Raw genomic sequence first — 19,565 nt, forward strand, 5'->3', positions numbered from 1 at the left:
CGAATAAGTCTACCCCTTTAAGAGGTTTTCTCCCCAACTAGTACCGCCCTGCGTACCGGGCACCACGTAGTACATCGCCGAGCCCACGTGCGTAATCCACGTATTGAGCTGATCGAGCTCATCCAGGCGCGCTTGAATGGGCTCAAACTGCTCGCGCGGATTCTTCTGAAAGCAGATAAAGATCTGCCCGGAGTTAGACAATTCCCCCGGCCGTTCCGGTGAGGGCGCCAGGTCAAAGTTATACGGCCTGCGCAAAATGACCTGCTCCGGATGGTCCGCCGGCGGATGGGCACGCGCCACGTGCGACGTCGGGTCAATAGCCTTCAACCCGTACTTGTCGCGCGCCTCGAGGTCCACCGGATCGTTTTCTTCCGTGCCCGACAGCGGCGCACCGTTATCCAACGTGCGGCCAATGGAAATCTCCCGCGCATGACGGTCGACTTCCTCCCACGTCTCCATGTTCATATTGATGCGCCGCACGACCATCGCCGTGCCGCCCTTGAACGGCCCATCCTCAATCCATACCTGCTCGCCAAAGTCCGCGTCCGTCTTGGGATTGACGGTCCCGTCCTTCTGGCCGAACACGTTGCGCGGGGTCTCCCCGTCCTCCAACGAGCCGTTAGCATTGAGGAAGCCCTGCTGCACCCACGCCACGTCCGCATACGACGCGCCCGAGCGCACCATATGGCGCAGGACGTGCGAGGCCGTGAGCTGATCGTCGCAACAAATCTGTAGCACGACATCCGTCTGGCCCCATTCAGGGCGCAGCTTGTCCCTCGTATACGAGCGGACGTCGCCCAGCCACTCCGGCTTCTGCGCACCAATCTTTGCGAAGAAAGACTCGCCCCAGCCGCACGTCACCGTGAGGTTCGCGGGGGTCTGCGTCATCTCCGGCTCGAGCGATCCGCGCGGCGTTTCCGCCGTGCACAACGCCCGCGCGTCCTCGGTCCACAGCCGCATCAGGTTGCGCGCCCCACGCTGCCCCGCCCCATCCTTGAGGTTAAATCCGACGAGGTTGACGTGCGCCTGCGAGGGCGTTTGCACGCCCGCCTGGTGCTCGCCATCAAAAGGCACAATGGCATCCGCAAGCGGGGCACCGCTTACCGATGCCCCTTTCTCCCCACTCGTTGCCTGACCGACCGGATCCGCTTCTTTACCGCGGGCACAGCTCGCCACCACGAGCGCGCTTGCCGCGACGGCGCCGCCGGCCATGAGCTCGCGGCGTCCCAACTGCGCATGTGTCATTGCTAGTCCTTAGTGGGCGTGGTCGTGCTCGGACATGTCCGCCATCCCTGGCATCTCCGACATTCCGGCCATGCCGCCTTCCATGTCCTGGTAGCCCTCCTCGCCGGCGTTCATGGAACGCACCGGCTGCGCGCCCAGGTCGACGGTCGTGCCGTCCTCAAGCTCCAGCGTGACGTCGACTTCCTCGCCAGCCATGACCGGCTCGGCAACACCCATGAGCATGAGGTGCTGGCCACCCGGGGCCAGGGTCACGGACTCGCCGGCCGGGATCATGAGACCATCGGTGTCTTCCTGCATGACACCGTCGACGACCTCGTGAATCTGGTTCATCTTGGCGTCAATGGACGTGGTGAAGCCCGTGACGTGGATGTCCTTATTCGAGCCGTTGTGGATCTCGCCGAAGATGGCGGTCATATCCGAGTCCGCGGCCATCTCACGCACGACGCCGTCGTGCATGTGGATGTCGCCCATGGCGTGCTCTTCAGAACCTGCTTCAGCGCTCTTGTCCGCGCTAGCCTTTGCCGCTGCGGACGATGCAGTGTCCACCTTCTCTGCCGAGTCGTTCTCCTGCGCCGGCGAGCATGCCGCAAGCGCGAGGGCCGCGGCGACGACGGAAGAAACGAGGACGGTACGAGTATTGAGCATGAACGTGCCTTTCTTAATCATTACGGCGAGACTTTGCCGCGAAGAGGATGAGTACTGCGATAACTGCAAGGACCGCCCCCACGGCGATGATCCACTTCCACGGCGTCGACGCATTTTGCGCCGCATCCGCGACCGGATCGCCCGTCGTGGATTCCTCGGAGGAACCAGCCGCCTGGCCAGCAACGTCAAACGGCACCGAGCCACGCGTTGCATGTCCATCCGAGGACGTGATTTGGAATCCCACCTGGTAGTGGCCCGGTCCCGGGTTCACGCCTTCCGGCGTCTCCACGGTGAGCTCGCGGCCGTCCACGGTCGGCTCCGCATCGAAGATCACGTCGCCCGAGTTCGTGTCCGTCACCGCGAAGGTATTGAACCCCTCGCGCGGAATCGCGGAGAACTCCAGCGTGATTTCCTTTGGGAACTCTTCAAGCGGCGCATCGCTTACCACGTTGCCGCCCACCACTGAGTCGTGGGCCTGAGCAACCGGTGCCGTTGCGAGTGCCGCTGCCGCGACGAGCGCTGCTGCACTCGAACGAAGGCCCGAACGAAGAATTCTCATGAAGGTGATGCTCCTTGTCTCAAAGTGCGGAAGGTATCCGTGCAATTATCACATCGTATCGCCGCCGCCTACCCCCACAGCTTTCCGCCTCGGGACCAGCGCGCGATACCCAGATAGTCGTTGCCTCGCTGCCATTGGTTCCCAACAAAGATGAACGTCACACTTTCGCGGGCTCTTTGCGCCGCCACTGTAGTTTTCGCCGAGAAAGCACTTCCGCACCACCGATTTCGGGCATCTTCTCGGCGAAAATTTTCCACACCCCAGCTTCATGCCGCACCGAACTACCGCTAGAGGAAACGGACGTCATTCTCACATTCCGCGCACATTCAGTCAGTACTATGACGTCAAAGAATCCAGATGCCTCTGAACAGAGAGGCCCCAGCGAGAGGGACGACATCCAATGTGCTTAATCTGCGCACGTATCGACGACATCAAACAAGGTCGCAACCCCTATTTCGTTGCAGAACTCAATACTGGGTATGTCGTGCTCGGCGATCATCAGTATTTCCACGGCTACACGCTCTTTCTCTGCAAGCTCCACGACACGGAGCTGTTCCTCCTTGAGCCAGACTTCCGCTCCCAATTCCTCTTTGAGATGTCCGTTGTCGCGGAAGCCGTCACCACAGCCTTTGGCGCCGAGAAAATGAACTACGAACTCCTCGGAAACGGCGATACCCACCTTCACTGGCACCTTTTCCCACGCCGCAATGGCGACATGGGTGGACACGGGATGTCTGGGAAAGGACCGGTGTGGTGGGTCCCGCCAGAAGAAATGTATGACGATGTCCATCGACCATCGCCAAAGAAACTCGACTCAATGCGAGCAGGTCTCCGTGCACGGTTACGCGTCTAGACCCACAACGCAAAAGCGTCGCCCCGTAGGGCGACGCTTTAAACTGAGCGGATGACGAGACTCGAACTCGCGACCCTCACCTTGGCAAGGTGATGCGCTACCAACTGCGCTACATCCGCATTCGAAACCAGGCCCGGTTTCTGGGACTAAAAGTCCGTGTGCGCGATACTGGGATTGAACCAGTGACCTCTTCCGTGTCAGGGAAGCGCTCTCCCGCTGAGCTAATCGCGCGGGCATCTTCACGTGAAGACTTTGAGGTGGAAACGGGAATCGAACCCGTGTGCAAGGTTTTGCAGACCTTTGCCTCACCACTCGGCCATTCCACCGTGGCTTACCGCCTCAACAGTACACTCTCAAAGAAGAGAAGTACCTGAGCGGATGACGAGACTCGAACTCGCGACCCTCACCTTGGCAAGGTGATGCGCTACCAACTGCGCTACATCCGCATTCGAAACCCGGGGGTTTCTGTGCGCGATACTGGGATTGAACCAGTGACCTCTTCCGTGTCAGGGAAGCGCTCTCCCGCTGAGCTAATCGCGCGGGATTCGGTTCATAAAAGAACCTGAGCGGATGACGAGACTCGAACTCGCGACCCTCACCTTGGCAAGGTGATGCGCTACCAACTGCGCTACATCCGCATGCACTGCGATGTGATGTTTTGATGTAAGAATTAACAACACTGTGCGGTGCGAGTAGAAACATTATCCTTTGGAGCCACAGTTTGCCAAATCGCCCGTTCAGACGCGGGTTTCACTCATCCCCAAGCACCCGAGACACGCACCCGAATGACACCACTGTCATTTCAGCACAACACGACACCGTCACGGCCACTCGAACACGACGCAGCCCAGCGATCCGCGCCACGATTTCACCCCGACCTGCCGATTAGGTACCGCACACAGGAGCGTGCTATTTTTCTCCTGTACCCAATGAGGTCCTATAGCTCAGTGGGAGAGCGTTCCGTTCACACCGGAAAGGTCGTTGGTTCAATCCCAACTAGGACCACAATCAGCCCCGGCGGCGAGTTCACCTCGCAACCGGGGTTTTTGCTTGCCCGTACTCCGTGTGGCACCCCATGTTCCCTGCGCCTATTCCCTAGAATCCACACACGTGAATAAATCCCTGCGCGCGAGAATCGACGGCCTGTTTACCGCCCGGCACGCCCTAGCCCCCAGCTTCGGCGAGCCGGCCGCCCCGGCCTCACAGAATGACGGGCCCGAGACAGCCGCACCAAGCATCAGCCACCGCGTCCTCCGCGCCGCCGCGTGGCCGCTCGCACTTGTCCTTATCGCACACCGGATTCTCATCAGCGCCGTCAACGGCTCCCCTACGGACGACTTCACGACGGTCTACTCCGCCGTCCGCCGCATGCTGGCTGGCGACTCCGTCTACGCACAGGCCTACGACCAGGTCGATCCGCTCTATCTCTACAACCCCGGCGCCACGCTTCTGCTCACACCGCTGGGCCTCGCGGATAACCCAACGGCCGCGCGCATGGCGTTCATCCTCGCCAACGCCGCGTGCATCATCGTCGCACTAGCACTCCTCACCAGACTCGTTAACAAACCCTTAAGCGGCGCCACGCTCCCCATCGCCATCGCTCTCGCATGTGCCACCGAGTCTGTCACCAACACGCTGACCTTCTCCAATATCAACGGCGTCCTTCTCCTCTTGCTCACCGGCTGGCTCTACCTGTTCATCAGGGGCGCACAAGGCCAGACAAAAAAGATGTGGCTTGCCGGACTCGTCCTTGGCGTTGCCATCCTCGTCAAGCCGCAGTTTGCACCGCTACTTGCCTTGCACATCGTCAAACTGGACTGGAAGGGCCTCGTCGGCGGCATCGGCGTGCCGGTGCTGACCAACGTTATTGCCTGGCCGCTCGTGCCCGGCACGGAAGACTTCACGGGCAAGCTTCTCCCCTACCTTGGAACCACGCGCGACTACGCCAACTCCTCGTGGCCCGGCGTCAACGCCTACTTCCAGCTAAACAGCGGACTCTACTACACAGTCTGGACAGGCATGGCGCTCATAGTCGCCGCCGGACTCATCGCCCTCCTCAGGCGCCGCCACACCGACGTCGCGCTCTGGGCTATGACCACGGCTCCGCTCGTCCTCGTGGGCGTGTTCTTCCTCTCAAGCCTCGGACAGCAGTACTACTCCATGTGGATCGCGCCCCTTTTATTCACCATTTTCGCGCGCCGCAACGCGCTGGAGACGTGGCTGCCGTGGCTCGGCGCCGTGCTGTGTCTCGCGCCCATGTCGTGGACTTCTGTGCAGTGGCCAGACGCGGGACGGTGGATGAATTTCTTCGCGGGCACCGCGGGATGGGCCTTCGTTATCATCGGTGTAAGCGCCGCAGCCTTGGGATGGTGGGCCCATGAGCGCGTAGAATCGCGCCATGACTGATTTCAAGCTGATCGCGGACGAAGAGTGGAAGAAGCGCCTCACGCCGGAGGAGTTCTACGTCCTGCGCCAGGCGGGCACGGAACCGCCGCATGTCGGCGAATACACCAACACGACCACGGAGGGCGTCTACTCCTGCCGCGCGTGCGGTGCCGAGCTGTTCCGCTCCACTGAGAAGTTCGAGTCCCACTGCGGCTGGCCGTCCTTCTTCTCCCCGCTCGCGGGCGAAAAGGTCGTCGAGCACACGGATACCTCCCACGGCATGGTGCGCACGGAGGTCCGCTGCGCCAACTGCAACTCGCACCTGGGCCACGTCTTTGAGGGCGAAGGCTATGACACGCCCACGGACCTGCGCTACTGCATTAATTCCATCTGCCTGAATCTCGAAGAGAAGCCGGTAGAAAAATAAAACAAGGGCCGCACCACCGAGGTGCGGCCCTTCACATCGTTTTACGGGAGAATCTTAATCAGATCCGCCACATCCGCCACGCGGTGGCCGGTGTGGAACGGAATCTCCTCACGCACGTGGTGGCGCGCCTCGGTGTAACGCATTAGGTGCATGAGGTCAACGATGCGGTCGAGGGTCGGGGCCTCGAACGCGAGCATCCACTCGTAGTCACCCAGCGCGAAGGCCGGCACGGTGTTCGCGCGCACATCGGGGTAGTTACGCGCCTGCTTGCCGTGCTCGACGAGGATGCGGCGGCGCTCCTGCGGGTCCATCGTGTACCAGTCGTAGGAACGCACGAACGGGTAGACCGCAATCCACTCGCCCGGCTCCCCGCCCATGATGAAGGACGGTAGGTGCGAGCGGTTGAATTCGGCCGGGCGGTGGAGCGCATTGCCCACCCAGGTGACTTCAGAGACCTGCCCCAGGGTCGTCTCGCGGCGGAAGTCCGCGAACGCCTTCTGGATATCGGAGAACTCCTCCGCGTGCCACCAGATCATGTAGTCGGCAGATGCACGCATGCCGGACAGGTCGTAGATGCCACGAACGGTGATCGCCTCATCCAAACCAGCGAAGAAGGCCTGGGCCTGTGCGATAGCCTCATCGCGTTCGGCGCCCAGCGCGCCCGGGTAGACGCGGAAAACCGCATGCTGCGAGTACTGCTGACGGGAGTTGAGCTCCTCGAAATCAAGCTTGGCCATGAATCCTCCATGAAAGTAAAAAGGTTGAACGCAGTCCATCTTAAGTTGGATACCGCCCCGTGCGCACCTTTCCACCCCACACGGCGCGCCTCACACCCCCAGCCTCACCCACCGGCTAGGTTTATCCCCCGTGACCCCAACTAATTCGCAGCAGCCTACAGAGCTCCGCCCTACCGAGCCTGCCGATGCCCCCCGCGAGTCCGGCACCCCCGCCGCCTTCACGCAGGCCGTCGAGTCCATGCACGCCGCGCGCATGCGTCCCGAGATCACGCTGGGCACCATCCGTCCGCCGCAGAAGCTGGCGCCGTTTAGCCACGCGATTGGCCTCGAGGTGGGCGATCAGGACCTCGACGTCGTTCCGCAGGACTCCGAGGGCGATGCCTTTGGTCGCCTCATCCTGCTCCACGACCCGGCCGCGGAGGAGTCGTGGACCGGCTCTATGCGCCTTGTCGCCTATATCCAGGCCGACATGGACTCCGAGGTCGCCTCTGACCCCCTGCTTCCCGATGTCGCCTGGGAATGGCTCACCGAGTCTCTGTCTGCCTGCCACGCCGAGTACACCAACCTCGGCGGCACCGTGACGTCCACGGCGTCTGTCCGCTTCGGCGAAATCGGCGGCCCGCCGCGCGCCCACCAGATGGAAATGCGCGCCTCCTGGACCGCGGACGGCATCGATCTCTCCTCGCACGTGGAGGCCTTTGCCAAGGTCCTCGCCAATGTTGCCGGCCTTCCGCCGGAGGGCGTCACCGACCTTATGCGCGGCTAATGTCCCATCTTCTCGATAGGCCCGCGGACGGCATCCCACCCGTCGCCGCGACCCCAGCCGCCTTCCAGCGCGCCGCGGACCGGCTTGCGGCGGGCTCCGGCCCGTTTGCCATCGACACGGAGCGCGCCTCCGCGTTCCGCTATGACGACCGCGCCTTCCTGCTGCAGATTCGCCGCGCAGGCTCCGGCACGGTCCTCCTCGATCCCGAAGGCGGTCGCGACGCGCTGACCACAGCGCTCGCCCCCGTGCTCAACAACCAGGGCTGGATCATGCACGCCGCACCTAGCGATCTTCCCTGCCTCGCCTGGCTCGGTCTCTACCCCAGCGCCATCTTCGACACGGAACTCGCCGCCCGCATGGCCGGCTTCGACCACCCGAACCTTGGCGCCATGCTCGAGGAGCTCTTCGACGTCGAGCTCGAGAAGGCATACGGCGACGCGGACTGGTCCGCACGCCCCATCCCCGCCCACCAGCTTGCCTATGCCGCCCTCGACGTCGAGCTTCTCCTCGAACTCGGCCGTAAGCTCGCCGATATCCTCGCCGAGGAAGGCAAGCTCGGCTGGGCTAACGCCGAATTCGCCCATATCGTGGACGAACACCGTTCCATCACCGCGCCGCCGGAGCCAGACTGGACGAGCTTACGGGGCATCGGCAGCCTGCGCACGCCCACACAGCTCGCCGCTGCCCGCGCCCTGTGGACGCACCGTGACCGCCAAGCCCGCGCGCGTGACATCGCGCCCGGCAAAATTCTCGCGAACAAGGCGCTTCTCGAAGTCGCTCGTTCCCTGCCGCGCTCCGAGGAAGCCCTCCGCCGCACCCGTGGATTCCCTCGCCGCCGCGCCGGCGCCTCCCAGGCCTGGTTCACGGTCCTCGACACCGCCCTGCGCGCCGACCCCTCGACATTCCCGCGCCCTGACCGTTCGCTGGCTCCCGTGCCCGGCAAGTCCACGTGGTCACGCGACTACCCCGAACTCTGGGAGGTCTACCAAGACATCCGCGCCGAGATCGACGTCCTCGCGGACGACCTTGTCATGCAGCCCGAGACCATCATCAAGACCTCTGCGGTCCGCGCCGCCGTGTGGGCTGCGCTGGGCGAGCCCCGCTTCTCCAGCGACCTCGCCGGCACGCTTAGCCGCGCTGAGGACATCCCGTCCCTCCTGCGCGACGAAGACTGCCGCGACTGGCAAATCCAGCTCGTCACGCCCATCCTCGAGCGCGCCCTCTTCCGCTAACCCCCGGTTCGTGCCGAAAATCGATCCACTATCGCGATTCTGAGCACAATTTTCGGCAGGAACCCTCTCCGGCAAGGCCGGATCACTAATACCAATGCTTGGATCGTGTTTCTTTTCCCTGTTCTACTGGACTTTTACTTGATCTAGCAGTAACCTGAATCAAAGAAACCTTGCATGATTCAGAACGGAGATGACCATGGACTCCCGCGCCGTGGGGGCACGCATCAATGAGGCCCTCGTCAGCGCTCAGCTGTCACAGCGAGCACTGGCAGACCGCACTGGGCTTGCGCAGTCCACGCTATCGCGTATTGTCAACGGCACCCGCACGGCTACCATGCCCGAGCTCGTCCGTATTGCTGCCGCCACCGGCACCACCGTGGGTCTTCTTACCGGCACGAGCGATGCTCCCGCACGAGTTCAGTACGCGGCGCGCTCAACCAACGGGTCTACGATGACTACGCTCCGCGATAAGCTCATTTCTTTTGTTGAAATCAACGACTACCTCACGGACCAAGGATTCCAGGCGGAGCAATAGGCGTGTCAAACGAAACAGAAGCGCAAGCAGCAGCTGCTCATTTCCGTTCCGAGCATCATCTCGGCAACGGCCCACTCGGTGATCTAGCGACGCTCATCGAGCAAACTACGGGCCACCAGGTCGCCGTCGTCAAGGTCGATGACCCTAACGAACATGGACTCACAATGTGGGACCCAAAGCGCAACGTCACCTTCATAGCGGTGGCATGTACGCCGAACTTCATGCGCCAGCGCAGCTCACTTGCCCATGAGCTCGCCCATGCACTATTTCGCGACTGGTCTACACGCGAGGCCGACCAGCTTTCGAATCGAAGCCCCAGCGAAATTCGAGCAGATGCGTTTGCACGCCACTTCCTCCTGCCTGTCGACGGTCTCCGGGAATTACTTGGAGCTCCCACTGGTGACCTGGATCCCATCGACTTTTCACAAGTCATCCAGGATTTTCGAGTTTCGCCTTCTTTAGCCTCCATCGCGTTATGTTCTGCGGGGTTCATCTCCGAAGAAACCAAAAAGGTGTGGATGAAGACTACTACCAGTGCTTGGGCAACACGATTCGGGTGGATCGACCACTACCGTTCGCTGCAAATCGAGTCCCAATGTCCACGTGTCCCGCAGCGCTTGCTTGCTGCTGCTGTCCGCGGCTACGAAGCAGGCGTGGTCACGGTCGCGACAATCGCCACCCTCCGCGGCATCGACGCAGACACAGCACGTCAAGAACTGGAAGACGCTGGCATCGTGCCAACTCCCCCGCTCGTCCGTGAAACTTCTGCAAACGAAATACACAATGTCGAAGTCGACTTTTCCGACTGGCCAGCAGAACTCGAGGACGATAAGGAATAGCCCCTTGACCCCACATTCTCGTCCCATTTTAGATGCCGGACCTGGGCTCAATTTCTTTTCTATCAATAAAGAACGTCTGCTCATTGCTACACTAGGCCCGCTCTCGGCGCCGGCCATCGTCGGTGAGGAAATCCAACGGAAAGCGCGCCAGGATGCGCGTTTTGAGCGTTCGTACCGCGTATGGAAGACACTATCTTCCTCACAGTACTTGGAAGTCCTATCTGATGAGGCTACGGATGAGTTGTCTGCTGCTGTCTCACGCATCTCTGATATGTCGCTCGCTGACCGTTTCACAATCAGCAAAGACCTCGGCGAAACGATAGTCATCGCGCACGCCGTCGTGCTCGCCGAACAAGGAAAATCGGTCACGGTTCTCATTGATGACGGCGCCGGACAGCAACTCCTCGCTTTCCAGCAGGCTCGCCTCGAAAGGCTGCGTGCTGCAGGGCATAATTTCGGAAACCTGAACCTCATCACCACCCTGACTGTCTTAGAGCGAGCGGCTGGTTCCACGCACATTCCGGACAAAGCCACGATGCGCAAGCTCTACGAACGCCTACGTGGCCTGGACGACGGATTACCTCCCATCACACATACTCAGTTACTCGCTCCCTCCACATGGAGTTAATGTCTTAGCCCACGCGATCGAGCCTGCCGCCGAAGGCCGTGGAGTACTACTCGAAGTAAGGAAACGTATTCGCTCGTTCCTGCCGAAAATCGATCCGCTATCGCGATTCTGAGCACAATTTTCGCAAGGAACTACGGCCGCGCCGCCAGGTACTCCAGAATCGCTTTCACGCGCCGGTTGTCTTCCTTCGGGTCGAGCCGAAGTTTGAGGAAGATATTGGACACGTGCTTGGCCACCGCCGCCGCAGAGAGCACCAGCGCCGAAGCAATCTCCTTGTTCGATTTTCCCTGGCTCATGAGCTCGAGCACCTCGCGCTCGCGCGGCGTGAGCTCCGCCAGCCCCGAGCGCCCCGAGGCCATAAGTGCCTTGGCGACCGTCGGGTCGATGACCGTGCCGCCCTGCGCCACGACCTCAAGGCTCGACAGAAAGTCCGCGACCTCGGAGACACGATCTTTGAGGAGGTAGCCCGTCCCGGCCGTGTCCACGTCGAAGAGTTCCACCGCATAGGCCGGCGCCACGTACTGCGAGAGCACCATGACTGCCAGCGACGGAAACTCGCGTCGCAGAGACACCGCCGCTTTCAGGCCATCGTCCGCCATATTCGGCGGCATCCGCACGTCCGTCACCACGATGTCCGGCAACGGGCCCGTCTTCACCAACTCGATAAGCGAGGGCGCCGTCGCGGCTTGGCCCACGATCTCGTGGCCTCGGCGCTCCAAGAGACCGGCCACGCCCTCGCGCAACAGCGCCGAGTCATCCGCCAACACGATCTTCATCGCACACCTCCCAGTCCAGAAGCCCCACGGTCCAACAGCAACGGAATGGAACACGCCACACGCGTCGGCCCACCTGGAGGCGAGGACAACGTCAACGCGCCGCCGAAGGCCTCCAATCGCTGCGCCATGCCTGCAAGCCCCTGGCCCGGCACGACGGCCGCGCCACCCGGGCCTTCGTCCACGACTGAGATATGCAGATCCGCATCCGAGGTCACGAGCACCGTCACGGGCGCGCCCGGCGCGTGCTTCGCCGCATTCGTCAATGCCTCCGTCCCGAAGAAGTATCCGGCCGCGAGCACGGACGGCGACAGCGAAGGAAGCGGGTGCGGCGCAAAGACGGAAACGTGCGGACCGTAGGAGGAGGCGACATCGGAAAGCGCGGCCACCAGCCCGTGGTCCTTGAGCACCTGCGGATGGATGCCGTGCACCGTCGTCCGCAGAGCCGCAAGTCCCGCGTCAAGGTCTTTCTTCGCCGACGCGACCAACTGGGCGGCTTCCCCAGTAAGATCCAAGGAAGCCTCACCGAGCTTGATGGACGCCGCCACAAGGTACTGTTGCGTCCCGTCGTGGAGGTCGCGCTCGATGCGCTGGCGCTCAACCTCATAGGCGTCCGCAATCGCGCGGCGTGAGGCCGTGAGCCGGGCAATCTCCGCAGCCTGGCGCTCCTCGTTGGTGGTCTTTCGCTTAAACATCGCCTCCGATCATAACCATGGCGCCAGCCGTGGCGGGCGGGGGTAGAGCTCGCACTACCGCGAACTCTAGCGGTGGCACCATTCAATCTGTGCGCCTTAACCTGTGAAATTAGAACCATGACACATTCACTTTCACTTCATGACATCACGAAGGACTACGGCCAAGGCCCAGTCCTCTCCGGCATTTCCCTCGACATCCAGCCCGGCGAAACCGTCGCCGTCATGGGCCCCTCGGGTTCCGGCAAGTCCACGCTGCTGCATTGCATGTCGGGCGTGCTCACGCCCACGGACGGCGCCGTCTTCTTCGGCGAGACCAACATTGCCCAGCTTTCCGATGCCGCCCGTTCCCGCCTTCGTCTCCAGCACTTCGGCTTCGTCTTCCAGGACGGCCAGCTCCTTCCGGAGCTCACCAACGTCGATAACGTGGCGCTGCCGGCCATGCTCACGGGGTCCTCGCGCGGCGCGGCCCGCAAGCGCGCGCAGGCGCTGCTCGATCAGCTGGGTCTGGGCGGTCTGGCTATGCGCCGTCCGGGCGACGTCTCGGGCGGCCAGGCCCAGCGCGTCGCCATCGCTCGCGCGCTTGCCGCTGAACCGTCCATCGTCTTCGCGGACGAGCCGACGGGCGCTCTTGACCAGTCCACCGGCCATGAGGTCATGCAGATGCTCACCACCATCGTCCGCCAGTCGGGCGCGAGCCTCGTCATGGTTACGCACGACCCCAAGGTCGCGGATTGGATGGAACGCCGCGTAGAGATCCGCGACGGCCTCGTCCACGACGACCGTCTCGTGGGCGGCGTGCGTATCGGAGCGCCCGCTGCAGCACAGGGAGGCGCACGATGAGCACGGCAACCCTCACTTTCCAACTGCATCGCGCCTCACTGCATGCCCGCACGGGCACGGGCACGCTATCGCTCCTGTCCATCCTGTCCATCGCCGTGGGTTCGACCGCTGCGTTTCTCGTCGCGGGTGGCACATGGATGTTCTGGGTACGCGCCCACCACCCTGAGCTCATCACTGAATCGATGCGCGCGACCTACGGCAACGAGCCGGGCTTCCTCTACTTGTGGTTCACGTTGGCGATGTTCGCGTGCGCGTTTATCGTTCCCGCCCTGTTTAGTCTCACCGCCCAGGCCGCCGTCCTCGGCGCCTCCGGCCGCGAGCGCCGCCTCGCCACGCTGCGACTGCTCGGACTGTCCTCCCGCGACGTCACGCGCATGACGGTCATCGAGACCGGAATCCAGGCCGTCATCGGCATAGCACTCGGCCTCGCCAGTAGCGTGTTGCTTGCCCCCGTCTTCACCAACCTTGAGTTCCAGGACCGTCCCGTCGAGCTCCGCGAAATCCTCTTGCCATGGTGGGGCTACCTCGCAGTCGCCGCGACGCTGTTCTTCCTCGCGCTCGGCGCTGCGTTCGTGGGCATGCAACGCGTCCGCGTGAGCCCCCTCGGCGTGGCACGCCGCTCGACTCCGCCAGCGCTGAAGTACTGGCGTCTTATCGCATTCGTCCTTCTCGTCGCCGTCGTCGCCGTCATCGTGCGCAACTTCGACTTCGATGCCGCCATCGCAGCCATCGCCGGAATGATCGGTTTGCTCTTGCTTGTCGTGCTGAGCATCAATTTCGTGGCCCCCTACCTGCTGCAGGTGGCTGGCCACATCGTTTCCCGCTTTCCGGGCACCGCGCATTTTGTCGCATGGCAGCGCGTGGCCACGAACGGCAAGCGTGCCTGGCGCCGGGTGGCCTCTCTCGCCTTCTTCGGCTTCCTCGCGGGCTACCTCGTCTGCTCGCCGCTGAAGCAGGATAACCTCACGCTCGCCATGAGCGAGGAGGGCGGTACTCTCACCCTCTTCAAGGACGTCTCCACAGGTGCCTTGCTCACGCTGCTATTCGGTTTCATCCTCACCGGGTTGTCCATATTCCTGGGCCAGGCAAGCGCCGCCTTTGAAGGCGCTCAACTCTCGCGCTCGCTTCAGCTCATGGGAGTGCCGCGTCGATTCCACACCGCCGTGAACTTCATCGAGATCTCGGGCCCGGCTGTAGGCGTAAGCCTCCTTGGCTTTGCCCTCGGTGCCCCATTCGCGTTTGTCATGTTCTCCTCCATGGGCAGCGACGTCGACATTGCCGGCCGCCTGCTCATGGCGCTGAGCTTCCTCGGCGCCGGCTGGGGCATCACCCTCATCGCGGCACTCGCTGCCGAGCCCCTGCGCTCCCGCGTACTGGCCTCTGGGGGGCGCCACGAATGAAACTCGCACTCAAAATCACCGGTGCCGTTCTCGCGGTGCTCATCGTTGCAGCCCTCGCGCTCGTCTACGTCTTCGGCCCGTCGGTCGGCGCCGCGTACCTAGGCAAGCCCGTCTTCCTTTTCGGCGCCTCCGAGTCCCGCATCAACAAGGCAATGCTCGACGCCGCCGCCATGCAAGGTCTCTACGCCGACTCGCCCGAGTTCAAGCAAGCCTACGACGCAGCGAAAGAGGATTCGTCCCGAATCGAGGACGCCATCACAGCTGCCGGCGGCAAGCACTCCACCATCTTCACCCGCGGAGAAGAGGAATCCATGCCGCGCACCGACCCGAAGGTGGAACTGCGCGACAACGTTGTCTGGGCCACCGTGCCCGGCATCGGGCGCTTCGACGACGGCCAAGCCTACGCCGACACGCTCGCCCACGGGCTTTCCGATGCCCCCGCCTGCGCCGCCGTTGTCGACCTGCGCGGAAACGGCGGCGGCGACATGGGACCCATGCTCGCAGGACTCAGTCCCCTGCTCCCTGACGGTCCGGCGCTCTACTTCCAGTCCCGCTCGCGGAAGACTCCCGTCACCGTCGATGGTAACTACGTCGCGGGCGGCGGCACGCCCACCACGACCTCCGGTGGCAAGCTGGACCTGCCAGTGGCGGTGCTCACCGATGGTGAGACGGCATCGTCAGGCGAGGCAACGCTGCTGGCCTTCCGCGGTCTAGACAACGTGCAGACCTTCGGCGAGCCCACCGCGGGCTACGCGTCAGCGAACGTGGTCATCGACTACCCCGACGGCCGCTCGCTCATGCTCACCGTCGCCAAGGACGTCGCCCGCACCGGCGAGGAATTCGCTGAAGACCCCATCGCCCCGGACGCGCCGCTGAGCGAGCTCGATGGCTGGCTCCACGACGTGTGCCGCTGACTTTTACGCCGACGAAGGCCCCAGAACACCACAGATCTGGGGCCTTCGTCGGATAAAAATTCCTACTCGGAGTCAGGGTCCTCGGTCAGATCCGAACACCATCCCATAATCGACTCCGCGATGCCAGCCGGGTCGAGGCCAACCTCTTGGAGGAGCTCGCCGCGCGAAGCGTGCTTCGGGTACATATTCGGGAACGCGAGGCGACGGTGCGGGGTGTCGACCTCGGCGGCGCTCAAAGCCTCGGAGACCAGGGAACCAATGCCCCCGCGCATCACTCCGTCCTCAATCGTCACCACGAGGTCGTGGTCGCCGGCGAGCCCGATGACGGACTGTGGGACCGGCACAACCCAGCGCGGGTCGACGATGGTGACGTTGACGCCCTCGGCTTCGAGGAGTGCGGCGGCATCGAGAGAGCGCTGCGACATCGCGCCGATGGACACGATCAGCACGTCGGGCGACGCCTCGTCCTTGTTGTCGCTGTAGTGGAGGATGTCCACACCGTCGGCCAAGGTGTCCACGGCCTGCTGGTCCTCGAGCAGGTTGCCCTTAGGGAAACGCACGACCGTGGGGCCGTCGTCGACCTCGATGGCCTGTTGAAAGAGCTCGCGCAGGCGCAAACCATCGCGCGGGGCCGCCACGCGAATACCCGGGACGATGGACGAAATAGCCATGTCCCACACGCCGTTGTGCGAGGCACCGTCCGAGCCCGTCACACCCGCGCGGTCGAGCACGAGCGTGACAGGCATGCCCAAAAGACCCACGTCCATGACGAGCTGGTCGAAGGCACGGTTGAGGAACGTCGAGTAGAGCGCCACGACCGGGTGCAGGCCCGCCAAAGCGAGACCAGCAGCGGAGGCCACGGCATGCTGTTCCGCGATGCCCACGTCGAAGAAACGCTCCGGGTATTTATCCGCGAAAGGCTGCAGGCCCGTGGGCCCAGCCATGGCGGCGGTGATCGCCACGATGTCATCGCGGCGCGCACCGGCGGCGAGAAGCTCCTCCGAGAATGCCGCGGTCCAGCCCGGCTGCGATTCCTTGAGTGCTACGCCCGAGACCGGGTCGATGGCACCCGTGGAATGCATTTGGTCGTTCGGCTCGTTGACGGCCGGCGCGAAACCGTGGCCCTTCTCCGTCACGCAGTGGACGATGATGGGGCCCTCGTAATCGCGGGCATAGGAGAACGCGTGGTTGAGCGCATCGATATCGTGGCCGTTGATGGGGCCGATATACTTCATGCCCAGCTCAGGGAACATCTCCTCCGGCATGACGGTGGACTTGATGCCCTCCTTCATCGCATGCAGGGCATCGAAGGCGCGCTCGCCTACCCAACCGAGCTGCTTGAGACGCTTCTTGCCGTGCTCCATGAGCTCGTCATAGCCGTGCTGCGCACGGATATAGGACAAGTTCTCGGACAGGCCACCAATCGTCGGCGAGTAGGAACGACCGTTGTCGTTGACCACCACGACGGCGTTGCGCGACTTTGTCGTCGCCAGGTTATTGAGCGCCTCCCAGCACATGCCGCCCGTCAAAGCGCCGTCGCCGACCACGGCCACGGCGTTGCGGTGCCCCTCGCCCTTGAGCGCAAATGCCTTAGACAGGCCGTCCACGATGGAAATCGCCGCCGAGGCGTGCGAGGATTCCGTCCAGTCGTGCTCGGACTCGCCGCGGTCGGTGTAGCCGGACAGGCCGCCCTTCTGACGCAGCGTATCGAATTGGTCTGCGCGACCCGTGAGCATCTTGTGCACGTAGGACTGGTGCGAGGTGTCGAAGACGATCGCATCATTGGGCGAGTCGAAGGTGCGGTGCAGCGCGATGGTGAGCTCCACGACGCCCAGATTTGGGCCCAGGTGACCGCCGGTGGCGGAGACCTTCTCAATGAGCAGCGCACGCACCTCGTCCGCGAGCTGACCCAGCTGCTGCGGGGTGAAGTTCTTCAAATCGCGGGGCGATTTCACCAGATCCAACAGTGCCATGGAGTGCTTTCTACCTCTTCTTGGAAAACAATGGGTTCTCTTCACGTTACCCGTTCAGGCACGCGGGAGACTAATACAACTCGGCGGGTTCCAGGAATGCCAGCGCCTCCATATGGTGAGTACCCGGGAAAGCATTGATGACGGCGAGGCGGCGCACGGCGTAGCCCTGCTCGCGCCACGTCGCCAAGTCCCGCGCGAAGGTCGCAGGGTCGCAGCCCACGTGCACCACAGCGCCCGGGCGTGCCGATGCTGCCTTTTCCACAACCTCGGCACCCGCGCCCGTCCGTGGCGGGTCAAGCACGATGGCATCGGGCTTGGGCAGCTGGTCGATGGCCTTTTCTACCAGGTCGTTGTGGAGCTCCACGTCGTAGTCTGCGAGCGCGTCCTGGCGTGCCTTCGCCGCAGCCGGCGAGTAGTCGACGGAGACGACGGTGACCTCGAGGCCCGAGGGGGCTTCCGAGTCCGCGTCGATATCGGCGTCGAACTCCTCGTCGAGCACGGAGGTCGCGCCGGCGGGCAGGCCGGGCGCGGTCGTGGCTAGGGTCTCGGCGAGCGCGGGGACGAAGACGCCCACGCCGCCGTAGAGGTCCCACGCCACGCGCTTGGAATCCGGGTACGGCAGATCCGCATACGCGCCGTCGACATCCGCGACAGACAGCCAGTTGCGCACGAGCTTCGCGTACGTATCCGGGGCCGCGGTATGCGCCTGCCAGAAGGCGGTGGCTGGGAAGCGGAAGTCGTGGCCATCGGCGGTCTCGCGGACGGTGCCGGAGCCCTCGAGGACGCGCTCCACGCGTTCGACGCGCTGGCCGCGCGGCGGCTTGGAGGTCTCCACGACGTGGCGCACGCCATCGGCGTCGAGCACGGCGATGACCTCGGAGCCCGGCGTAAAGCGCTGGGCGCCCGGCCCCACGAGTCCGTCAACGAGGCCCGGGGCCAGCTGCGTGCAGGCCACGTCCGTGACGAGGTCGTGGCTGCCACGCTTACGCAGGCCCGCGCGGCCCTGGGCGTCCACGCCCAAGCGGACGCGGGTGCGCCAGCCACGGCGCGGGTGCACGTCGATGAGCTGCGGGTCCGGAAGGTCCGTGAGCTTGCCCAGGCGGCGAAGCTGGTCGAGCATGACGTCAGCCTTGAGGCCAAGCTCGGCCTCCGGGTCGAGCGTTGCGAAGTCGCAGCAGCCAGCGCCGGCCGCGGCAGCCGGGCACGAAGACTCGACGCGCAGCGGGCCGGCCTCGACAACGTCGACGAGCCGGGCGCGGCCAAAGCGCTTCTTCAGCTGCGTGAGCTCGGCGTCAACGGTGTCGCCCGGGTACGCGCCCGCGACGAAGATGGTGCGCCCGTCCGCGGCGTGGGCAATACCCTCGCCGCCGTGGGCCATGCGCTCCACGGTGAGCCGAATGGTGTCGCCTTTGGCGAGCTCGGGTGTTTCTGCGGAAGCCATGAATTATGCCTCTTTCTCGGCAGGTTCTGGAGTCTCGACGAGGCCTGCAGCCTCGACGGCAGCGTTGGCACGGCGGACCATCCAGATGGTGAGCAGGGTGACCAGGCCGGTAAGCGGCCAGCCCATGAGAATGCGGGTGACGCCCAGCGTCGTGGTGTCACCGTGGTTGTACATGCCGTTTTGGACGAGGAAGCGCGCGAGGAACACGGCGGCCCAGCCGGCGGTGGCGTAGGAGTACGCCCACATGGCCTTGGGCACCTGGCGCCAGACCATGGATTCGCCGTTGATGCCCTTCCACACCACACCCACGACGGGCCAGCGGAAGATGATAGAAGCGATGGACAGCACCGCGAGCACGAGCGAGACCCAGATGCCGTACAGGAAGTAGCCCTTCGCGTCGCCGGTAAACCACGCGATGGCCGCGCACAGCGCCACGCCCAGCAGGCCCGAGATCGCCGGCTGCAACGTCTCCTTGCGGATGATGCGCCACACCGTGATGACGAGCGCCACGCCGAGCGCGGCGAGCAACGCCGGGCCCAAGCCCCACTGATTATTGACCGGGATCAGCACGACGACGGGCAGCGTCGCCGAGACGAGACCCGTGAGCCCGCCCATCTGCTCGAGCAGCGTGGGCTCGCCCTCGGGAGCGTCGTCGGGCTCGTCGACAGGACGCTCAGT

The 19,565-nt window shown here is 63.6% G+C and carries 20 protein-coding genes and 7 tRNA genes; 12 read left to right on the forward strand and 15 right to left on the reverse strand.

Annotated elements, in window-relative coordinates:
- Positions 1-9 precede the first annotated feature (9 nt).
- From HMPREF3227_RS12510 to HMPREF3227_RS12520, 3 genes are read right to left on the reverse strand one after another with little or no spacing between them, the layout of a single operon-like run.
- Positions 10-1,245: a Dyp-type peroxidase gene (locus HMPREF3227_RS12510; protein ID WP_066513425.1), complete on the reverse strand. Its 1,236-nt coding sequence runs from the start codon at positions 1,243-1,245 to the stop codon at positions 10-12.
- Between the two features lie 9 nt (positions 1,246-1,254).
- On the reverse strand, positions 1,255-1,890 hold the full coding sequence (locus HMPREF3227_RS12515; protein WP_066493029.1) for a copper chaperone PCu(A)C: 636 nt from the start codon (positions 1,888-1,890) through the stop codon (positions 1,255-1,257).
- A gap of 13 nt (positions 1,891-1,903) precedes the next feature.
- Positions 1,904-2,449, reverse strand: coding sequence for a copper resistance CopC family protein (locus tag HMPREF3227_RS12520; protein ID WP_066513426.1), 546 nt, complete (start codon positions 2,447-2,449; stop codon positions 1,904-1,906).
- Positions 2,450-2,849: 400 nt separating this feature from the next.
- Between HMPREF3227_RS12520 and HMPREF3227_RS14040 the strand changes: the two genes are divergently transcribed.
- Positions 2,850-3,302, forward strand: a complete 453-nt coding sequence (locus HMPREF3227_RS14040; RefSeq protein WP_077210070.1) for an HIT family protein — start codon at positions 2,850-2,852, stop codon at positions 3,300-3,302.
- 46 nt (positions 3,303-3,348) lie between these two features.
- Here HMPREF3227_RS14040 and HMPREF3227_RS12530 read toward each other — a convergent pair.
- The 6 genes from HMPREF3227_RS12530 to HMPREF3227_RS12555 all read right to left on the reverse strand — a co-directional run bounded on the left by HMPREF3227_RS12530 (position 3,349) and on the right by HMPREF3227_RS12555 (position 3,940).
- A tRNA-Gly gene (locus HMPREF3227_RS12530) sits at positions 3,349-3,421 on the reverse strand.
- A gap of 40 nt (positions 3,422-3,461) precedes the next feature.
- Positions 3,462-3,533, reverse strand: a tRNA-Val gene (locus tag HMPREF3227_RS12535).
- A 24-nt stretch (positions 3,534-3,557) separates the two neighbouring features.
- Positions 3,558-3,628, reverse strand: a tRNA-Cys gene (locus tag HMPREF3227_RS12540).
- Between the two features lie 47 nt (positions 3,629-3,675).
- Positions 3,676-3,748, reverse strand: a tRNA-Gly gene (locus HMPREF3227_RS12545).
- Between the two features lie 22 nt (positions 3,749-3,770).
- Positions 3,771-3,842 (reverse strand) — tRNA-Val (locus tag HMPREF3227_RS12550).
- Between the two features lie 25 nt (positions 3,843-3,867).
- Positions 3,868-3,940 (reverse strand) — tRNA-Gly (locus HMPREF3227_RS12555).
- Positions 3,941-4,235: 295 nt separating this feature from the next.
- On the opposite strand from HMPREF3227_RS12555, the gene HMPREF3227_RS12560 reads away from it, so the two are divergent.
- The 3 genes from HMPREF3227_RS12560 (at position 4,236) to msrB (ending at position 6,114) form a co-directional block, all read left to right on the forward strand.
- Positions 4,236-4,307, forward strand: a tRNA-Val gene (locus HMPREF3227_RS12560).
- A 105-nt stretch (positions 4,308-4,412) separates the two neighbouring features.
- Positions 4,413-5,708: a glycosyltransferase family 87 protein gene (locus HMPREF3227_RS12565; protein ID WP_231732363.1), complete on the forward strand. Its 1,296-nt coding sequence runs from the start codon at positions 4,413-4,415 to the stop codon at positions 5,706-5,708.
- The gene (gene msrB / locus HMPREF3227_RS12570) at positions 5,701-6,114 is read left to right on the forward strand and encodes a peptide-methionine (R)-S-oxide reductase MsrB (RefSeq protein ID WP_066493026.1); all 414 of its coding nucleotides are present in this window, start codon (positions 5,701-5,703) and stop codon (positions 6,112-6,114) included. The genes HMPREF3227_RS12565 and msrB overlap by 8 nt, the downstream gene beginning before the upstream one ends.
- A 41-nt stretch (positions 6,115-6,155) precedes the next feature.
- On the opposite strand, the gene hemQ is transcribed toward msrB, so the two are convergent.
- Entirely contained in the window at positions 6,156-6,851 is a 696-nt protein-coding gene (gene hemQ / locus HMPREF3227_RS12575) for a hydrogen peroxide-dependent heme synthase (RefSeq protein WP_066513428.1), read from the reverse strand.
- 130 nt (positions 6,852-6,981) lie between these two features.
- On the opposite strand from hemQ, the gene HMPREF3227_RS12580 reads away from it, so the two are divergent.
- The 5 genes from HMPREF3227_RS12580 to HMPREF3227_RS12600 all read left to right on the forward strand — a co-directional run bounded on the left by HMPREF3227_RS12580 (position 6,982) and on the right by HMPREF3227_RS12600 (position 10,851).
- Complete coding sequence (locus HMPREF3227_RS12580) at positions 6,982-7,617, forward strand: DUF3000 domain-containing protein (protein ID WP_066513432.1); 636 nt, start codon at positions 6,982-6,984, stop codon at positions 7,615-7,617.
- Positions 7,617-8,849: an HRDC domain-containing protein gene (locus HMPREF3227_RS12585; RefSeq protein ID WP_066513442.1), complete on the forward strand. Its 1,233-nt coding sequence runs from the start codon at positions 7,617-7,619 to the stop codon at positions 8,847-8,849. The genes HMPREF3227_RS12580 and HMPREF3227_RS12585 overlap by 1 nt, the downstream gene beginning before the upstream one ends.
- A gap of 196 nt (positions 8,850-9,045) precedes the next feature.
- Positions 9,046-9,384, forward strand: a complete 339-nt coding sequence (locus HMPREF3227_RS12590; protein ID WP_197418410.1) for a helix-turn-helix domain-containing protein — start codon at positions 9,046-9,048, stop codon at positions 9,382-9,384.
- A gap of 2 nt (positions 9,385-9,386) precedes the next feature.
- Complete coding sequence (locus HMPREF3227_RS12595) at positions 9,387-10,223, forward strand: ImmA/IrrE family metallo-endopeptidase (RefSeq protein WP_066493016.1); 837 nt, start codon at positions 9,387-9,389, stop codon at positions 10,221-10,223.
- A 4-nt stretch (positions 10,224-10,227) separates the two neighbouring features.
- Positions 10,228-10,851, forward strand: coding sequence for a PIN domain-containing protein (locus tag HMPREF3227_RS12600; protein WP_066513447.1), 624 nt, complete (start codon positions 10,228-10,230; stop codon positions 10,849-10,851).
- A gap of 131 nt (positions 10,852-10,982) precedes the next feature.
- Here HMPREF3227_RS12600 and HMPREF3227_RS12605 read toward each other — a convergent pair whose 3' ends face one another.
- Positions 10,983-11,627, reverse strand: coding sequence for a response regulator transcription factor (locus HMPREF3227_RS12605; protein ID WP_066493010.1), 645 nt, complete (start codon positions 11,625-11,627; stop codon positions 10,983-10,985).
- Positions 11,624-12,319, reverse strand: a complete 696-nt coding sequence (locus HMPREF3227_RS12610; protein WP_066493009.1) for a sensor histidine kinase — start codon at positions 12,317-12,319, stop codon at positions 11,624-11,626. Before HMPREF3227_RS12610 ends, HMPREF3227_RS12605 begins: the two co-directional genes overlap by 4 nt.
- A gap of 117 nt (positions 12,320-12,436) precedes the next feature.
- Between HMPREF3227_RS12610 and HMPREF3227_RS12615 the strand changes: the two genes are divergently transcribed.
- Genes HMPREF3227_RS12615 through HMPREF3227_RS12625 form a run of 3 tightly spaced genes read left to right on the forward strand, consistent with a single transcriptional unit; the run spans position 12,437 to position 15,473 of the window.
- Positions 12,437-13,159: an ABC transporter ATP-binding protein gene (locus HMPREF3227_RS12615; protein WP_066513449.1), complete on the forward strand. Its 723-nt coding sequence runs from the start codon at positions 12,437-12,439 to the stop codon at positions 13,157-13,159.
- Positions 13,156-14,559 carry an FtsX-like permease family protein gene (locus tag HMPREF3227_RS12620; RefSeq protein ID WP_066513450.1) on the forward strand — a complete coding sequence of 468 codons (1,404 nt, stop codon included), beginning with the start codon at positions 13,156-13,158 and terminating at the stop codon, positions 14,557-14,559. Before HMPREF3227_RS12615 ends, HMPREF3227_RS12620 begins: the two co-directional genes overlap by 4 nt.
- The gene (locus tag HMPREF3227_RS12625; RefSeq protein ID WP_066513454.1) at positions 14,556-15,473 is read left to right on the forward strand and encodes a S41 family peptidase; all 918 of its coding nucleotides are present in this window, start codon (positions 14,556-14,558) and stop codon (positions 15,471-15,473) included. Before HMPREF3227_RS12620 ends, HMPREF3227_RS12625 begins: the two co-directional genes overlap by 4 nt.
- A gap of 62 nt (positions 15,474-15,535) precedes the next feature.
- Here HMPREF3227_RS12625 and dxs read toward each other — a convergent pair whose 3' ends face one another.
- From dxs to HMPREF3227_RS12640, 3 genes are all read right to left on the reverse strand, one after another.
- Positions 15,536-17,446, reverse strand: coding sequence for a 1-deoxy-D-xylulose-5-phosphate synthase (gene dxs / locus HMPREF3227_RS12630; RefSeq protein WP_066513458.1), 1,911 nt, complete (start codon positions 17,444-17,446; stop codon positions 15,536-15,538).
- A 70-nt stretch (positions 17,447-17,516) separates the two neighbouring features.
- Entirely contained in the window at positions 17,517-18,887 is a 1,371-nt protein-coding gene (locus tag HMPREF3227_RS12635; protein ID WP_066513459.1) for a class I SAM-dependent RNA methyltransferase, read from the reverse strand.
- A 3-nt stretch (positions 18,888-18,890) separates the two neighbouring features.
- Positions 18,891-19,502: a DUF3159 domain-containing protein gene (locus HMPREF3227_RS12640; protein WP_082723337.1), complete on the reverse strand. Its 612-nt coding sequence runs from the start codon at positions 19,500-19,502 to the stop codon at positions 18,891-18,893.
- Positions 19,503-19,565 lie beyond the last annotated feature (63 nt).

Origin of the sequence: Corynebacterium sp. CMW7794 (genome assembly GCF_001563605.1) — a bacterium.
GTDB classification, from domain to species: domain Bacteria; phylum Actinomycetota; class Actinomycetes; order Mycobacteriales; family Mycobacteriaceae; genus Corynebacterium; species Corynebacterium phoceense.

Coding starts and splice junctions, on each gene's coding strand:
- HMPREF3227_RS12510 (WP_066513425.1), bottom strand. CDS start 1,245: ATGACACATGCGCAGTTGGGACGCCGCGAGCTCATGGCCGGCGGCGCC.
- HMPREF3227_RS12515 (WP_066493029.1), bottom strand. CDS start 1,890: ATGCTCAATACTCGTACCGTCCTCGTTTCTTCCGTCGTCGCCGCGGCC.
- HMPREF3227_RS12520 (WP_066513426.1), bottom strand. CDS start 2,449: ATGAGAATTCTTCGTTCGGGCCTTCGTTCGAGTGCAGCAGCGCTCGTC.
- HMPREF3227_RS14040 (WP_077210070.1), top strand. CDS start 2,850: ATGTGCTTAATCTGCGCACGTATCGACGACATCAAACAAGGTCGCAAC.
- msrB (WP_066493026.1), top strand. CDS start 5,701: ATGACTGATTTCAAGCTGATCGCGGACGAAGAGTGGAAGAAGCGCCTC.
- hemQ (WP_066513428.1), bottom strand. CDS start 6,851: ATGGCCAAGCTTGATTTCGAGGAGCTCAACTCCCGTCAGCAGTACTCG.
- HMPREF3227_RS12585 (WP_066513442.1), top strand. CDS start 7,617: ATGTCCCATCTTCTCGATAGGCCCGCGGACGGCATCCCACCCGTCGCC.
- HMPREF3227_RS12590 (WP_197418410.1), top strand. CDS start 9,046: ATGGACTCCCGCGCCGTGGGGGCACGCATCAATGAGGCCCTCGTCAGC.
- HMPREF3227_RS12605 (WP_066493010.1), bottom strand. CDS start 11,627: ATGAAGATCGTGTTGGCGGATGACTCGGCGCTGTTGCGCGAGGGCGTG.
- HMPREF3227_RS12610 (WP_066493009.1), bottom strand. CDS start 12,319: ATGTTTAAGCGAAAGACCACCAACGAGGAGCGCCAGGCTGCGGAGATT.
- HMPREF3227_RS12615 (WP_066513449.1), top strand. CDS start 12,437: ATGACACATTCACTTTCACTTCATGACATCACGAAGGACTACGGCCAA.
- HMPREF3227_RS12620 (WP_066513450.1), top strand. CDS start 13,156: ATGAGCACGGCAACCCTCACTTTCCAACTGCATCGCGCCTCACTGCAT.
- HMPREF3227_RS12625 (WP_066513454.1), top strand. CDS start 14,556: ATGAAACTCGCACTCAAAATCACCGGTGCCGTTCTCGCGGTGCTCATC.
- dxs (WP_066513458.1), bottom strand. CDS start 17,446: ATGGCACTGTTGGATCTGGTGAAATCGCCCCGCGATTTGAAGAACTTC.
- HMPREF3227_RS12635 (WP_066513459.1), bottom strand. CDS start 18,887: ATGGCTTCCGCAGAAACACCCGAGCTCGCCAAAGGCGACACCATTCGG.
- HMPREF3227_RS12640 (WP_082723337.1), bottom strand. CDS start 19,502: ATGGGCGGGCTCACGGGTCTCGTCTCGGCGACGCTGCCCGTCGTCGTG.